This window comes from Algoriphagus sp. NBT04N3, assembly GCF_019443765.1.
GTDB lineage: Bacteria > Bacteroidota > Bacteroidia > Cytophagales > Cyclobacteriaceae > Algoriphagus > Algoriphagus ornithinivorans.
The window spans coordinates 386,881-402,780 of record NZ_CP048415.1; the positions used below are offsets into that span (position 1 = coordinate 386,881).

14 protein-coding genes and 1 other RNA gene are annotated in these 15,900 nt (G+C 39.1%); 6 read left to right on the top strand and 9 right to left on the bottom strand.

The annotated features are described in order from the left end of the window. The first annotated feature begins 27 nt into the window (after positions 1–27). The 3 genes from GYM62_RS01785 to GYM62_RS01795 are packed head-to-tail and all read left to right on the top strand — an operon-like array spanning position 28 to position 2,647. A complete protein-coding gene (locus GYM62_RS01785) occupies positions 28–498 on the top strand; it encodes a hypothetical protein (RefSeq protein ID WP_255590488.1) in 471 nt (156 codons plus the stop codon). Then, positions 495–1,913 carry a CCA tRNA nucleotidyltransferase gene (locus GYM62_RS01790; protein ID WP_219958065.1) on the top strand — a complete coding sequence of 473 codons (1,419 nt, stop codon included), beginning with the start codon at positions 495–497 and terminating at the stop codon, positions 1,911–1,913. The genes GYM62_RS01785 and GYM62_RS01790 overlap by 4 nt, the downstream gene beginning before the upstream one ends. A 26-nt stretch (positions 1,914–1,939) precedes the next feature. Continuing rightward, complete coding sequence (locus tag GYM62_RS01795) at positions 1,940–2,647, top strand: lipopolysaccharide assembly protein LapB (protein ID WP_091655649.1); 708 nt, start codon at positions 1,940–1,942, stop codon at positions 2,645–2,647. Between the two features lie 27 nt (positions 2,648–2,674). On the opposite strand, the gene GYM62_RS01800 is transcribed toward GYM62_RS01795, so the two are convergent. From GYM62_RS01800 to GYM62_RS01840, 9 genes are all read right to left on the bottom strand, one after another. Next, complete coding sequence (locus GYM62_RS01800) at positions 2,675–2,887, bottom strand: hypothetical protein (RefSeq protein WP_091655650.1); 213 nt, start codon at positions 2,885–2,887, stop codon at positions 2,675–2,677. 1,185 nt (positions 2,888–4,072) lie between these two features. Next, the gene (locus GYM62_RS01805; protein ID WP_219958066.1) at positions 4,073–5,299 is read right to left on the bottom strand and encodes a S8 family peptidase; all 1,227 of its coding nucleotides are present in this window, start codon (positions 5,297–5,299) and stop codon (positions 4,073–4,075) included. A 159-nt stretch (positions 5,300–5,458) separates the two neighbouring features. After that, positions 5,459–6,850 carry a S41 family peptidase gene (locus tag GYM62_RS01810; protein ID WP_219958067.1) on the bottom strand — a complete coding sequence of 464 codons (1,392 nt, stop codon included), beginning with the start codon at positions 6,848–6,850 and terminating at the stop codon, positions 5,459–5,461. A gap of 63 nt (positions 6,851–6,913) precedes the next feature. After that, positions 6,914–7,624: a cell division ATP-binding protein FtsE gene (locus GYM62_RS01815; RefSeq protein WP_091655653.1), complete on the bottom strand. Its 711-nt coding sequence runs from the start codon at positions 7,622–7,624 to the stop codon at positions 6,914–6,916. Between the two features lies 1 nt (position 7,625). Next, complete coding sequence (locus GYM62_RS01820) at positions 7,626–7,829, bottom strand: fructose-6-phosphate aldolase (protein WP_144605665.1); 204 nt, start codon at positions 7,827–7,829, stop codon at positions 7,626–7,628. Positions 7,830–7,879: 50 nt separating this feature from the next. Further along, on the bottom strand, positions 7,880–8,539 hold the full coding sequence (gene fsa, locus GYM62_RS01825) for a fructose-6-phosphate aldolase (protein ID WP_219958068.1): 660 nt from the start codon (positions 8,537–8,539) through the stop codon (positions 7,880–7,882). 290 nt (positions 8,540–8,829) lie between these two features. After that, positions 8,830–8,916: signal recognition particle sRNA small type (gene ffs, locus GYM62_RS01830), an RNA gene on the bottom strand. A 113-nt stretch (positions 8,917–9,029) separates the two neighbouring features. After that, entirely contained in the window at positions 9,030–9,461 is a 432-nt protein-coding gene (locus tag GYM62_RS01835) for a VOC family protein (RefSeq protein WP_219958069.1), read from the bottom strand. Next, positions 9,458–10,081 carry a hypothetical protein gene (locus GYM62_RS01840; RefSeq protein ID WP_219958070.1) on the bottom strand — a complete coding sequence of 208 codons (624 nt, stop codon included), beginning with the start codon at positions 10,079–10,081 and terminating at the stop codon, positions 9,458–9,460. Before GYM62_RS01840 ends, GYM62_RS01835 begins: the two co-directional genes overlap by 4 nt. A 288-nt stretch (positions 10,082–10,369) precedes the next feature. On the opposite strand from GYM62_RS01840, the gene GYM62_RS01845 reads away from it, so the two are divergent. The 3 genes from GYM62_RS01845 (at position 10,370) to GYM62_RS01855 (ending at position 15,834) form a co-directional block, all read left to right on the top strand. Next, positions 10,370–10,912, top strand: coding sequence for a hypothetical protein (locus tag GYM62_RS01845; protein WP_255590491.1), 543 nt, complete (start codon positions 10,370–10,372; stop codon positions 10,910–10,912). 561 nt (positions 10,913–11,473) lie between these two features. Next, positions 11,474–14,290: a TonB-dependent receptor domain-containing protein gene (locus GYM62_RS01850; protein ID WP_219958071.1), complete on the top strand. Its 2,817-nt coding sequence runs from the start codon at positions 11,474–11,476 to the stop codon at positions 14,288–14,290. A gap of 101 nt (positions 14,291–14,391) precedes the next feature. Beyond that, entirely contained in the window at positions 14,392–15,834 is a 1,443-nt protein-coding gene (locus tag GYM62_RS01855) for a hypothetical protein (RefSeq protein WP_219958072.1), read from the top strand. Positions 15,835–15,900 lie beyond the last annotated feature (66 nt).

Consider the following 15,900-nt stretch of genomic DNA (forward strand, 5'->3'; position numbering starts at 1 on the left):
ATTATTTTTGTAAAAAATTTAAGCGTTTTGGATCATTCAGTCTTTGTAAAGCAATTTAGAGATCAGGGTTTTTTGTCAATTAAAGAAGGAAATGGCAAAGTCGTCACTCTTTTGCAGGCTAGTCATTGGAAACCTGAGATGGGCACTGACTGGGTTTACCTATTATTTGATTTATTTCAAATTCGTTCAGTTTCGGAGCAATTTTCTGAAATTTCCCTGGATATCGTTGAGTTTGCAAGCAAGCCTACGATTTATACAAGCCCGGCTAATATTTTAATACCTGAAGGCTTGCCAGTTGAGGGGAAAATCCGTTTTTCATTAATCCGAGAACCGGATTGGAATAAATTACTTTTTCAGATTTCTCAACCTGTTTTGGTTAAACTTGAAAGTGATAGACCTGCAGAAGTAGAGACCAAAAAACTATTTCCATTATTTAGCCCTTCTTTGAAAGAGCTCTACTTAGGACCTGAAGGAGACGTAAAAATCATCAAAGGATGAATTTTAAAAACCAATTAGATCAAGATCCAATCTTCTCAAAAGTCGCCAAAGCCGCTGCAAAGCTGGGTTTAGAGACCTATGTGGTTGGTGGATATGTCAGAGATTTAATTTTAGGTAGACCTTGTAAGGATCTTGACTTTACTTGCGTGGGAAGCGGAATTGCTTTAGCTGAAGAGGTAGTAAAGCAATTTGATTACCATGTTCCTTTGTCAGTTTTTAAAAACTTTGGAACAGCCATGCTGAAGCTGGAAGACTCAGAGTTGGAATTCGTGGGGGCAAGGAAAGAATCATACAGATCAGAGAGTCGGAAACCAATTGTTGAGGATGGAACTTTACAGGAAGATCTGGAGCGAAGAGATTTTACTATTAACGCGATGGCGATTTCCCTTACTTCCAAAGATTATGGGGATTTGTTAGATCCTTTTGATGGTTTGAATGATCTTAAAAAGAAGAATATTCAAACTCCTTTAGATCCTGAAATTACGTTTTCTGATGATCCATTGAGAATGATGCGGGCAATCCGTTTTGCTGCTCAATTGGATTTTGATATAGAAGCGGACACCTTTTATGCTATTAGCCAAAATGCTCATAGGTTGAAGATTGTTTCGGCTGAGCGCATCCTTACAGAACTGAATAAAATTATTCAGACACCAAAGCCTTCTTATGGGTTTAAGCTACTTTTTGCGAGTAAGCTATTACATGAATTTTTTCCTGAAATGGTTGAATTGCAGGGAGTAGATTCTGTGGATGATAAATCCCACAAAGACAATTTTTATCATACCCTTCAGGTGCTAGACAATGTAGCCACTGTCAGTGAGGATCTCTGGCTAAGGTGGGCAGCTATTCTGCATGACATTGCTAAGCCAGCTACCAAAAGGTTTAATCCTAAAGTAGGCTGGACATTTCATGGGCATGAAGATAAAGGTGCAAGGATGACTCCTGGTATTTTTAAGAGGATGAAGCTGCCAATGGATGAAAGAATGAAATATGTCCAAAAGTTGGTAAGGCTTCATTTACGTCCAATTGCTTTGGTAAAAGATGAGGTAACGGATTCTGCTTTGAGGAGGCTTTTATTTGATGCGGGAGATGCAATAGATGATTTGATGAAACTTTGCAGGGCTGATGTCACTTCCAAGAACAATAAAAAGGTAAAACGATACCTTGAAAATTTCGATAAAGTGGAACGCAAACTCCAAGAGGTAGAGGAGAAAGATCAAGTGAGAAATTTTCAGCCACCTATCAGCGGTGAAGAAATAATGGAAACTTTTGATCTGAAGCCTTCAAAAATCGTTGGAGATATCAAAGAAGAAATTAAAGAAGCTATATTGGAGGGCAAAATTCACAACAAGCCTGAGGAAGCAAGAAAGCTGATGCTTGAAATTGCCATCTCCAAAGGCTTATCACCTAAAAAATAATTCTAATTTAAATACCTAGTAAAACAATGAAGCAAGTGTTATTGATGCTGCTTTTGGCTGTTTCAGCTCAAGGCTTATATGCTCAAACTTCCAATGATTCTATTCCTAAGCTGGATCCTAAAACCAAGCGTGTGCTTAACATCCAAGATCAGGCTGCTTATCAGCTGGCCATGAGGTACAACGATCCTGAGATGGCTAAAACTATGCTTTACAACTTAATCGTAAGAAACCCTGAAAATCTAAGGTTCCAAGAAGCGTTGGGTTCCCTGTATTTTGAAACAGGCCAATCTACCTCCGCTGCTTTGGTTGCTTTGGATATTCTTCAAATCAATGATAAGAATGTGGGTGCCTTGGAAATTGCCGCTTATTCTTTGGAGCAAGTAGGAGCGATTGATCGGGCTTTGCCTCATTTTGAAAGTTTACATCTATTGACCGGTGATAATTTCAGCTTATATAAGTCCGGTTTTCTTCAGTATCAATTGAAGCGATATGATGAGGCGATGAATTCGGCAAATATGTTGATTAAAAATGCCAAGCCTGATGAAAAAATCGGTTTCCCAAAAAGCCAAACAGAGACCATTGAGGTTGGAATGAAAGCTGCGGCCTTGAATTTAAAAGGAATGATTTATTTAGATAAGGGTTCAAAGACAGAAGCAAAAACAGCTTTTCAGGAAGCGGTACAACTGGAGCCGAATTTCGAATTGGCCAAAGAGAATTTGAAAAAAACACAATAAATTAAAACCAGCGAAAGCTGGTTTTTTTTATAGCAAAAGTTTGTAAGCCAGAGTGCTGGTAATGATAGAAATACCAAAGCTCAAGAAAATGATCTTGGCATAATTGGTAACGAATGTTTTTACGTTTTTTCCGGGGATTTTTACAGGGATGATCCTGGGACGGATTACCTCCTGCACGAGGGATAAGGTACCTAGAAAATAGACCAAAAATAAAAGCACATAACTTGCTACCGCCTCCATGTCTGCGAAAGTACATTATTTCCCATTTCTTTAAAAACGCTTTTTAAAAGTTAACGATTTGATAATGAACAAAATATCTTTTTGATAAATATTTTGTTAGCATCGTTTGTTTTGTTTCATGATGTAAATTCAAAGGATTGATTTCTATCTGCATCTATATATGCAAGAATCTTTTTTTCGATAGAGGAATTTGTATTTAATAAAATTTTGATTTTAGTGAAAAAAGCAGGCGGATTTTCATCCAATTTAATTCCAGTTTGGCTAAAGCCAGAGTAGTTTCAGTCTATTCCGCTAACCACCAGCTGAAGCTGGTGGAAATTGCTTGAATAGGTTTGGGCGATTTTAATAATTTGAAAAAAAAGGAACGGTGCTTTAGCTCATTCATTGCATGGGTGATTGTTGATTTTGTGGCTTTAGCTTAAGGGGTTTAGGTTTTGGCTAAAGCCACGGGTGGTTTCAGATTATACCGCTGACCACCAGCTGAAGCTGGTGGAAATTGTTTGAACAGGTTTGGGTGATTTTAATAATTTGAAAAAATTGGAATGGTGCTTTAGCCCGTTCATTCCATGGATGATGTTTGGTTTCTGGCTTTAGCTTAAGGGGTTTAGGTTTTGGCTAAAGCCACGGGTGGTTTCAGATTATACCGCTGACCACCAGCTGAAGCTGGTGGAAATTGCTTGAATAGGTTTGAGCGATTAATAATTTGAAAAAAACAGGATTGGTGCTTTAGCTCATTCATTGCATGGGTGATTGTTGATATTGTGGCTTTAGCTTAAGGGGTTTAGGTTTTGGCTAAAGCCACGGGTGGTTTCAGATTATACCGCTGACCACCAGCTGAAGCTGGTGGAAATCGCTTGAATAGGTTTGAGCGATTAATAATTTGAAAAAAACAGGATTGGTGCTTTAGCTCATTCATTGCATGGGTGATTGTTGATATTGTGGCTTTAGCTTAAGGGGTTTAGGTTTTGGCTAAAGCCACGGGTGGTTTCAGATTATACCGCTGACCACCAGCTGAAGCTGGTGGAAATTGTTTGAACAGGTTTGGGAGATTTTAATAATTTGAAAAAATTGGAACGGTGCTTTAGCCCGTTCATTCCATGGGTGATAGTTGATGTCGGGGCTTTAGCCCAATAACAAAAAAAGCGACCGATGGGCCGCTTTTAAATAATTTGATTTAAAACTCTATTATTTGACTGCTATAGGATCTGCATTTCCATCAGGATCATTAATAGCTGATCCCCCGTTTCGTGGATTTCCAGTTAATAGAATTCCAGCTACGTGTGGAGCTGCCATGGAGGTTCCGCTAAAGCTAGAATACCCACCTGGTACTGTAGACAACACCGCAACTCCTGGAGCTGCAAAGTCTACTGGTGGATTTCCGAAATTAGAGAAGGATGCAAACACATCATCGCTATCTATCGCTGATACAGTATAAATGTTAGGTCCATTAGCTCTCGCTGGAGATGAATTACTGGCATTTTGGGCTGAGTTACCTGCTGCAAGAGAGGTTTTAATGCCTTTGCTTGCCATATTTATTACTGCAATATCTAATGCAGTTGAAGGAGGTCCGCCCAAACTCATATTAGCAACATCGCCATTTTTACCATTTGCAGCAACAAAATCTACTCCTGCGATCACTCCTGAATAAGATCCTGAACCTCTGCTGTCCAATACTTTAATCGGAACTACAGTGGCACCTGCAGCCACTCCTATTACTCCAAAGCTATTATCGATAGCGGCAATCGTTCCTGCAACGTGCGTTCCATGACCATTTCCGTCTGCAGATAGGTTAGAGTCTTTTCCTTTATCAAATGCATTAAAGCCTTTAGAAACATCCACATTCAAATCCGGATGGCCTGCCTCAATCCCAGAATCAATGACATAAGCTACTCCAGTTCCTGTGTAGGTTGCTCCGCCTCCGACTCTTGTAATTCCATACGGGGTAGCTTGAGCAGGCTCATTACCTCCTCCATCTCCGCCATCTTTTGGACCTTTACCAGGAGGAGGAGCTAGCATCACTACTCTATCTGGCTCAATAAATTTCACTGACGGATCTTTGGATAGATCCATGTATTGCTCATCGGTCAAGGCGACAGAGAATCCCTCTATGGCATCTCCGTATACATATCCCAAATTCGCTTCTGCGATTCTGTATTTGGCTAATAACTCATTGCCAACTTTTCGCATGGCAGCCTGATTAGCTGCATAGTCTGTACCTTTTCTAAAATTAAGATTGCTTGGGTTTAATCTGACGATGTATTTCCCAGGGATAATATCACCGTTTTGGTACTTGATCACTTCCAATACATCACTTTGAAGTAGTGGACTTTCTTCTTGAGGGGCACAGGCAAACGTCAGAGCTCCTAATAGGATTCCTGCGCACGCTGCTGGTTTTCTCCAGAGGTTTTTCATTTTGCTTTTGATTGTTTGAATAAAATAATTTAAGGATTAGTGGTGTTTATAAAGAATAAACGGTTTTAATATGGGGCTAAAAGCAAAATAATCCTAAATAAAAATTGAAAAATATGCCCAAAAAAAAGTAAGCCTCAATTTCTTGAGGCTTACTTGCAATTATTTGATTTCGAAATTTTCAACCATGGTTCCTGACCTGACTTTCCGATCCAAGGTGCTTCCCAAGTCCATTCGGTCTAGCTTTTCAAACCTTCCTGAAGGTGGGGTTCCAGTGATTTGGGTTATTGCAGTTCGAAGTAATTGTTCATTTACATCCCCAAATTGTCTCAATCGTTCAGCAGTTTCCTTGGCTGTTATATTAGGTGTGAATCCATTGGAATAATCTGATTTATCTTGACTATTAAAGCTTTGAAAAACTATAGGAAGTAAACCATAACTGTTTTGGGGGTTGTCCTCATCTTCAATAGGAACAGATCCCACATTTTTTCCAGTCGTCACATCGCCAATAATAAATACATCCATGTAAGGTTTCAGACCATTGATAATGAGTTCAGATGCTGAAGCTGTTCTGCTGGATGTGAGTACATATACTCTATTTCCCGAAAGCGTATTTCCAAGGTTCTGTGATTTAGACAAAAATTTCGCATTGACATTTTTGAACTCATCAAAACGACTTAAAAAACTATTGAATTTTCTTTTCAAAAAGATGTCGTTTGTACTGACTCCGGGAGCGATCAAGCTTGCCAGATTGATGGCTGAAGAGACAAATCCTCCGCCGTTGTATCTAAAATCAACAATCAAGTGGTTGATGCCTTCTGCTTTGAATTTGGCAAAAATGGCATCTGTTTCTTGATCATAGGCATTGCTATTGTTACCCGGTCCAGGAGCAAAGAAATGATAAACTACATACCCTATTTTTTGATTATTTATAGTATAAATCGTGTCAAGGAAATTTGGGTTTTCAGCTAATTGTACAGGCGTAAGTTGTAATTGGCCTTGATTTTCAAAAGCTTGACTTCCTTCATTATATCTCAGATAAGTAATGGTATGCTGAGAAGAAATAGCCCCAATCACCTCTCTGAAATTAGTAACCGTCATTTGCTGACCGTTGATTGTCCTGATAATATCACCTCTTCTTAAGCCAGCTGTAGCGGCTGGGCTATTTTTCTTGATATAGGTGATTTCTGCAATGACATTATCCGAATTTTGGCTTTCCCGGAAAAGAATAAACTCGTAACCTGCTTCAAGGGTAACTCCATTTAAGGAGTTTAATAGTTCTTGGTAATCAGGATAGATTACAGAAAATCTATCAGTAGGTCTGAACAATAAGGATTCAAAGTAATCTTCAGGATCTGAATTTTCGCTGATGGGAGTTCCTAAGTTCTCCAACCAATAGTAAGCTTCCTCCATTACTTCCGAAATCCATCGGTTGATAGCCGCATTGGAACCCGGTTCCACTTCAGGCAAGATATCCTCATCATCTTTACATGACCAAAAGGAAATAGTCATTAAGCCTAGAAGGAAAAAAGGGAAAATTTTTCGTAGTCTCATAATCATTTGGTTGTGCAGAAATAACGAGGGATTCGTTAAGATGTTTTTCCTTGGCGCTCTAAATCAATACGATGTCCCGAAGGAGACATTATGGGTTTGGCTATCCAGTAACTTTCCTCCCTCGCATTTTAAAACTCTATAAGGATATTTACGAAGCAATTCATGGTTATGGGTTGCCATTAGGATTGCAGTTCCTTTTTTATTGATCTCTTGAAAAAGTTTGAATATCCCATCCGCTACGTCCGGATCTAAGTTTCCTGTTGGTTCATCAGCTAGCAGTATTGAAGGCTCATTTAACAAAGCTCTCGCAATCACTACCCTTTGTTGCTCTCCTCCCGAAAGTTGGTGGGGCATTTTGGAAGAAGCATTGTTGAGACCTACGAGCATCAGGACTTCGGCCATTCGCTCCTTGATTTTTACTTTGTCTTTCCAGCCAGTTGCTTTCATGACAAAGTCTAAATTTTCGGCTACGCTTCTATCATTGAATAGCTGAAAATCCTGGAAGATAATCCCTAGCTTTCTTCTCAAAAAAGGAATTTCGGATGTTTTAACCTTGGTCAGATCAAAACCGGCTATTTCCACTTTCCCGCTTTTAAGTGCCAAATCTGCATAGAGGGTTTTTAATAAGGAGCTTTTTCCACTTCCTGTCTGCCCAATCAAAAAAACAAATTCATGTTGCTCCACAGAAAAACTCACATCAGTGAGAACAGGATCAATGCCCTGAAAAATAGTAGCTTTCTCTACCTGCAGTACAGGCTGCGTGCTAAAATCCATATTATAACTCCAGTTTTTGCAATTTACCAAAAGGCAGTTGCTCAATCAGCGCTGCCAACTCTTCTTCTTTTCCCTCCAGTCCAAATTTCTCAATGTTTTTCATGGGTCTATCTGCTCTAAAATAAGCTACCAACACGAAATTTTCGTCCCTGATTTGGATGTAGTCAGGAATTTTTGCTTTTCCCTTTACCTTAATGATATACATATTTTGTATAAGTACGGAAGGAGGTGATTATCCTCCTTCCTTGTATTTGCTTATTTACCTGCTGCCTTGGCATGATCTGCCAAAAACTGTGCTAGTCCGGAATCTGTAAGTGGATGTTTCAACAAGCCGGTAATAACTTTCAATGGGCATGTAACTACATCGGCTCCTATTTCTGCGCATTTGATTAAATGCATGCTATGTCTTACAGAAGCTGCAAGTACTTCTGTGGCAAAGCCATAAGTCTGGAAAATATGTACAATCTGCTCGATCAACTCCAATCCGTCAAAAGAGATATCATCCAAACGTCCTATAAATGGGGAAACATAGGTAGCCCCGGCTTTTGCCGCCAGCAAAGCTTGGCCTGAAGAAAAAATCAAAGTACAGTTTGTGCGGATTCCTTCACTGTGGAAATATTTAATCGCTTTAACACCATCTTTGATCATGGGGATTTTCACCACAATCTTATCATCAATTTTGGCCAATTCTTTTCCTTCTTTAATCATGCCATCAAAATCAGTAGCAATGACTTCAGCACTTACCTTATCATCAACAATATCGCAGATGGCCTTATAATGAGCCTTTACATTGGCGTCTCCGCTTATTCCTTCCTTTGCCATGAGAGAAGGGTTGGTTGTTACTCCATCTAAAACGCCCAAATCATAGGCTTCGCGGATTTCATCCAAATTGGCAGTATCAATAAAGAATTTCATAGGGTTGTAATTTTAAGGGTTTTTGAATTGTTCCAAAACAAGCTTCATATTTCCAGAAGTCGTTTTGGGACATTTCATGAGTTTAGGTTTGAATTTTAGGTTAATGGGAAAATCGTAGCAAATAGACTTTACCGAAATGGTAAAACCTTTTCCATACTTACTTCCCGAGGAATAGGTTTACTTAATTGTTGAATTTGAGAAATAGGTGTGAAGCTATTCTACTAGACAAAGTTAAAAGATTAATCAGCATACGGAACCTTAAAAATGAAAGGTTCGAAAATAAAACAAAAAAAGAAGCGGCATCGCACCGCTACAACCGCCTACCCTTGCTTCCTTCCGGACCTGGGGGATTCAGCAGGAGCTGGTCGTGCCGCTAGGCCACAAAGGTACGGTAAAATTTGCTGATTCCAATATTCAGAAGAGTTCTTTGATCACAAAGGAAGTACTCAGTTGATTCTCAGTCTATTCTTTTTGAATGTAGAAAAAAGATTTATTCTTCGTTTTCTTTCAAGTTGTAGTTGATCATCCAGCTCACCCCAAATTTGTCTTTAAAACTTGCGAAATAAGCATTCCAAAACATCTTTTGATAGGGGGACTCTATTTCTCCGCCTTCAGAAAGCTTTTCAAAAAATTCTTTACCCTGTTGCTTGCTGTCAACTCCTAAAGAAATATGGTTATTGTTTCCCATATGAATTTGATGACCTGCACTGGGCATACTATCACTGCCCATGATTTGTTGGTCAGGTGAGAAAATCAAATTCACATGCATGATTCTCCTTTTTTCCTCGTCTGGGATTTGGGCTCCAGGTATATCTTCAAAATAATGGAAACCACTTTCAAAGTTTCCTCCGAGTACCGATTGATAAAAGGTAAAAGCCTCTTCAGCCTTGCCATCGAAGCTTAGGTGTGGGTAAATGATCATGAGTTTGTCTGGTTGGCCTCATTTAAGTTACGGAGATTTATTTTTTTATCCACCAAAAAGCTGAGTATGGAAATGGATAAGCCGGCAAATGAAATCAGGAATGCAAAGCGAAGAGAATAATAGGAGATTGCGATTGAAAGGAACTGTAGGCTAAGACCGCTCAACCAGACTAAATGACCCAAGGAGGATTTTAATGAAACAGAGCTAGATTTTACTTTTTTTAGGTTTTCATTTAAAAGGGGAGGGAAAAAACTTCTGTAATGCCAAAGAATGATCAAGTTAAAAATCAATAAGACAGCTAAAACAAAGGGAGTGCCTCGCCATTGTTGGGAAATAGTGACCATCAAGATATTGAGGATCATGGGCACCATCATGATACTTCCCAAAAGTTTAAATCTGCTTGTAAGAAGTAGATAACCTATCAGTACTTGTGATAAGGCTATGAATTTTGCATAAAGCCCCAAAGAATACTCTTCCAGCCTTTCTATCAGCCAAACAGGGCCAATCCAACCAAAATAGGAATGTCCATTATAAAGTTTGGCCATTCCAGCACCGAAGAAAGTAAAACCTAGAAATATGGCCAATAGCTGTACAATTGCTTTTTCTGAGAATAATTTCATTCTGCTGTTTGGAGTAAGTGTTTACTTAATGAATTCATATAATGAATGTTACACATTTTGTTCCTGAGGTTGAATACAATTTAATTTAGATCTAAAACCGCCTATTTTCAAATAAGAAAAAATAGCCGAATCGAATCAGTACATAGGGTCGAATCTGAAAGCTTCGGTCCACGGCCTTCCTTATACTTACAAGTGGGGAAAAGAAATTATGGAAGAAGTTATCATTACGGAAAACCAGATTAATTTTTTCCTATTTTGGTATTACTGAATTTAACTATTTTAAAAATTATGTCAGCAAGTGAACTAGCCCCAGGCAGCAGATTACGTCATCCTAAATTTGGTTCTGGAATGATTGTATCGGCAGATGCAACCTATTACAAAATCTATTTTTATGATTCAGAGGAAGTAAAAACCCTAGCAAGGGATTACGAAGGCTTTGAAATTGAAGAAGCGAAAAAACCGGATTTCCCCATGTTGACACAAAAGGATGTAGAGAAGGCTATCCGAGAGGCTTTAATCCAAACTTCCGAGCGATCTCCAATAGTCCCCTTGGGAGGAAAATGGATCGGAGGATCCGTAACGCTTAACCCTGGTGACGCAAGCCTTCAGGAAAAAGATATTCCTATGGACACGTTTTTTCATAAGATTGTGATGGTAAGAGAAAAGCTTCGGGTCCTGGAGCAGAATATCAACAATCATCCCAAGCTGGATGATGAAGATCGGGTGCATTTGCAACAATACATCACTCGTTGTTACGGTTCCTTGACCACTTTCAATGTCCTTTTTGCTTATAAAGAAGACCAGTTCAAAGGGAGCGGAGGGAAGGATTGAGTTAAGTGTTTGATAAATGTTGGAGTTAAGTTTGGCCAAATTTTGAGCAACGAAAACTAGAAGTTCATTTTTTAGAATATAAAAAGTAATATGGATAATTAGAATAATTATATAAAATCTGTAAGTAAATAGAAAAATAAAAAATAAAATTTTATTTCTTTAATTATAGAATTTCCCAAATTATAATTAGTTTTTAAAGCAGGCTTGAATCTAATGCCTGAAATTTAATTCTGTAATAAAAGACTTATTTCAATTAATTCAGAATAAAATACTGCTATTATTCCAAAAGCAAAATTTAAAATAAATAGTATTTTTTAAAGAATCAGAAGATCATTCAGTATTAACCTATAAATAGAGAATAATAAACTAAATTAATTAGTGTACTATTAATTATTATTCTATTAAATTTTAATAGTATGGTTTAAAATATAGGTAATTTGGATTTTTAACATTAAGGCCAAATTTTATATGTTAAATCGACTCATTTTGGACTTTTTTCAATTTTTATGTCAAGGAAATACTCATCATTTTAGGCTTTTGAATTAACTAAATAATCAACCTATGAGAAGAGTTTTACTGGGTTTTGTCCTGCTGATGATGAGTTCATCATTGGTTTGGGCCCAATCAAGGACTGTCACGGGAAAAGTGACAAGTAAAGAGGATCCCGCGGGGATTCCGGGATTAAGCGTAGTAGTAAAAGGTACTACTCAGGGGACGGTTACCGATTTGGATGGTAACTATAGTCTTTCAGTACCAGGTAGCGATGCGGTTTTGGTTTTCAGCTTTGTTGGACTTCGTACCAAAGAAGTTCCTGTTGAAAATAAAACCGTGATCAATGTGGTAATGGAGTCTGATGTGAAAGCATTGGAGGAGATTGTCATCACCGGTCAGGGTGCAGGGGTTGAGAAAAGAAGACTTTCAACTACTGTGGATCAGATGGGTGAAGATAAGATCAGTAAAATGCCTGTCGTGCAGTTGGATCAAATTCTAAGAGCCAACATGCCTAATGCACAGGTGAGACTTGGTTCTGGTCAGCCGGGAACAGCCTCCTTGATTCGTTCAAGAGGACCTATTTCTGCAGCTGTAGGAACAACTCCTGTTATCTATGTGGACGGGGTCAGAGTGGATAACCTTAACTCAGCTGCACAATTATCATTAGGAACAGGTGGTGCGCAAAGTTCTGCGATCGCAGATATTCCAGTTGAAAACATCGAAAGCATTGAATATGTAAAAGGTGGTGCTGCCACTACTTTATATGGTGCGGATGCTGCGAATGGTGTGATTCAAATCTTTACCAAAAAAGGTACAGCCGGTGCTGCTAGAGTAAATTTTGAAACTCAAATCGGTTCTCAAGTAGGTACAGAAGATTACCTGTTTTTCAAGGAAACTGCTGATATCATCTTCCGACCTGGTTTGCAGCAAAGCTATAGATTGGGAGTAGATGGAGGAAATGACAAGTTCACTTACTCTTTCTCTGGAAATCTTTATGATGATGAGGGTTATAGATATGGTTTAGGTCAAACACGAAGAAATTTCCGTGGAGGTATTTCCGCCAAAGTGAATGACTGGATTACTTATTCATCCACTGCAGGTTTCTCCAGCAATGAGTTTACCAGAGATTACAATGCAAACAGTAGCTTTAGTGAGTTCGGTAACTTGGAGACTGTAGGGCGATGGGGAGATCTGACCACTTTAAACCGTAATGAGTTGGATTCAATCACTCAAAGAATCCGAAGAACAATCGAATTGACAAATATCACTGAGCGTGTCAGAAGATTTACCAACTCTCAGCAATTTGATTTCAAATTCTCTGAGAAAGTATCCGCAAGAGCACTTTTTGGAATCGATGCAAGATCAACCAGACAGCAGGATATTACCACTAATGCTCAATTGATTCAACGTGGTTTCGTTCCTGAAGGAACTACTGACCGTGGTACAATTGATTTGTTTGAAAGAAACTTCTTCTCCTTAACTGGTCAAATTGATGCAAGCTGGGAAGAGAACGTAGGGAAATTCTCCTTCCTCACCATTGGTGGTGGTCAGTTTTTTAGAAATCAGGATGAGCAAATCCAGATTAACGCTAGCGAAGTGACAGAAGGATCTATTTCCATCAATAATGCGGGTGAGAAAAACGTAACTGACTTCTTGAGTGCAGTGACAAACTATGGCTTCTTCTTAAAAGAGAATATTGGATTTAGAGATAAACTTTTTGCTGAAGTAGGTCTTCGTGTAGATGGAAACACTGCATTTGGTAATGAAATCGGACTTCAATTTTTCCCATCTGTAGGTTTGGCATACAATCTTTCTGATGAAGATTTCTTCAGAAAAGCTTTCCCGAACTATTCTGTTTCTACAATCAAGTTCCGAGCAAACTATGGTGTGGCGGGTAATTTCCCTAGACCATTTGCGAATGATAGAATTATCAATTCCAATACTTATTTGAATGCTCCTTCTTTCACTTTCGGAAACCCGGGTGATCCTACTTTGAAGCCAGAAAGAACTTCCACTACAGAAGTTGGTGCTGACTTGGGATTATTCTCAGATCGAATCAAATTCCAGGTGACTTACTATCAGGCGTTAACTGAAGATGCATTGTTCTCAGCTCCATTTGCACCTTCCTTTGGTCAAGGTAACCAGTTAAGAAATATTGGTGAGATCGAAAATAAAGGATGGGAGATAGGAGCCAACTTCGTTGTGCTGGAGACCAATGACTGGAATGTAAATGTAACTGCTTCATACAACACGGTTCAAAACGAAGTATTGTCCTCAGGTGGTGCCCCAGAATTTAACGTGGGAGGTTTTCAGTTCCTTGGTTCTTTCATCAGGGAAGGTCAGCCATTAGGGTACTTTAGAGGTAACAGACCGGTTTTGGATGAGAATAATAACATCACTGAGGTGATCCCTAATGCTGCATTGGGTTCTCCAATTGCTCCAAGATTCGGTTCAATGTCCTTGAATGTTAATTATAAAGGTTTGAGCTTGTTTGCTACCGGTGATTATCAGCATGGTGGACAAACAGTAGCAGTGGATGATGTGCTTCGTTATTTCGCTGGAGCTTCTACTGTTATTCCTGAGAATTTGGTGGGAGGAAACTTCTTCGATCTTGCAGGTCTATGGGTTCAAAGCTCTGATTATCTAAAAATCAGAAACATCGCCCTTTCCTATAAGATCCCAAGTCAATTCTATGGAAAGGCAATCCAGTCCATGTCTATTGGATTCAATGTGTTGAACCCTATCAACTTTTTCAAAGCAGATGTAGATCCTGAAGTCAGTGGTGCTGGTTTCGGTACTCAAAATAGCTTTGGTGGTGGTGGTTTCGGCTTTGGTACAGAGTCATTGCCAAGAACTTACCTAGGAACTTTGAGAATTTCATTCTAATCAAAGTGAATGATGAAACCTAAAGCAATCAATTATTCGGAGGAATATATCTCCTGTTTGAATCAGGGTTTCAACTATCCTTTGAGAAAAATTTTAAACACATGAAAAAAACAGCATTAACATATTTATTACTGGGAGGAATATTGATGTCCTCAGGTTGTGATTTGGTAGACCCAACGGAAGTTACCAACCCCAATCTTACAGAAGAGGCCATCTTGAACACCAATAATCCCATGACTCCATGGGTGGCTGGGGTGAAAAGACAATTGGCTCTGACGGTAAACGCTCATGTTACCTTTCTGGAAATAGGATCGGATAATTATGAGAACGTTCAAACTTTCTATAACCAAAACCTGGATAACCTAACTATCCGTCCTCAGGACGCAGATATCAATGGGTTCCAGTTTCAGTTGGGTCGTTTGAGAGAAATGGCGGATTATGGTCTAACGGTCGTAAAAAATGCCGACCCTCTGACAACAGCAGATCAGGAAGCTGAATTGAATTTCTACAAAGCCTATTCTTACCTCTTAAGCGGTGAGTATTTCTCTTTCCTACCGGTGACGGCAGGAGGAGAGGCAGTAGAATGGAGATCCATCCTAGGGATGGCAGTTGAAACATTCCGTTTGGCGGAATCTTCTTCCAATACCCAAATCAGTGCTGCTGCAAGCTTGGGAATAGCGAGAGCAAACTACCGTTTAGGAAATAAAGCTGAAGCAGTTCAGGCTGCCAATTCAGCAATTTCCAAAGCTCCAAATTTGGTTTATTATGCACAGTTTGATCAAGCTCAAGGTCCTGTGAACACTATGCAAACAGCCCTTTATGACAGAGGTAATTTTGATGATTTGCAGGTATTGCCAAGAATGGACTTTTTGGATCCAAAGTATTACTTCAGAGGAGCCAGTCAGGCCAGCCCTGTAGCAATATTTAAAATTGAAGAAGCGCATTTGATTCTAGCTGAAGCTGCGATTTCCGATAACAATCTAAATTCAGCTAAATCTGTAATGACTGACATTGTTAATTTGGTAGGAAGCCGTGAGCGGTCAACTTTCAATAACAATCAGCAAGACAGAACCCAATTGAATCCTGGCTCAAGACCTAACAACTCGGATGTTCAGGTGCGTTTTTCTCCAGGTGCTCCTTTGATCGAAGGTTTGGTTTTGGATAGAAAGTCCGGAAATGTAACTGTGCCGACTATTTCTGGAACATCAGTTTCTGTTGCAGATGTCGATGCTTTAAATGATCTGGATGATGCATTGGAAACTCTTTATTTGATGCGTCAGGAGATTTTTATCGCTGAAGGTAGAAGATTGGCAGATATGGGAATCAAATTGGTGATATCTGAAGTGGAATATTTGGCCAACCCAAATATCGATGCGGGAAGTCCAGGTACTTCGCCTGTAATCCCTCCATTCATCGATTCTATCAAAGATGAATTAGATGCCTTTGACTATGATGCTGCTGCTGGAATCTGTACCATCAGACATAACATTAATAGAATTTTGGTTGAGAACAAGACCTCTGAGTTGGTCTTGCCATTCCATTAAGACTTGATTATGGTTTAAAATAAAAAAAGACTGCCTCTTTTGGAGGCAGTTTTTTTTATGTCAGTT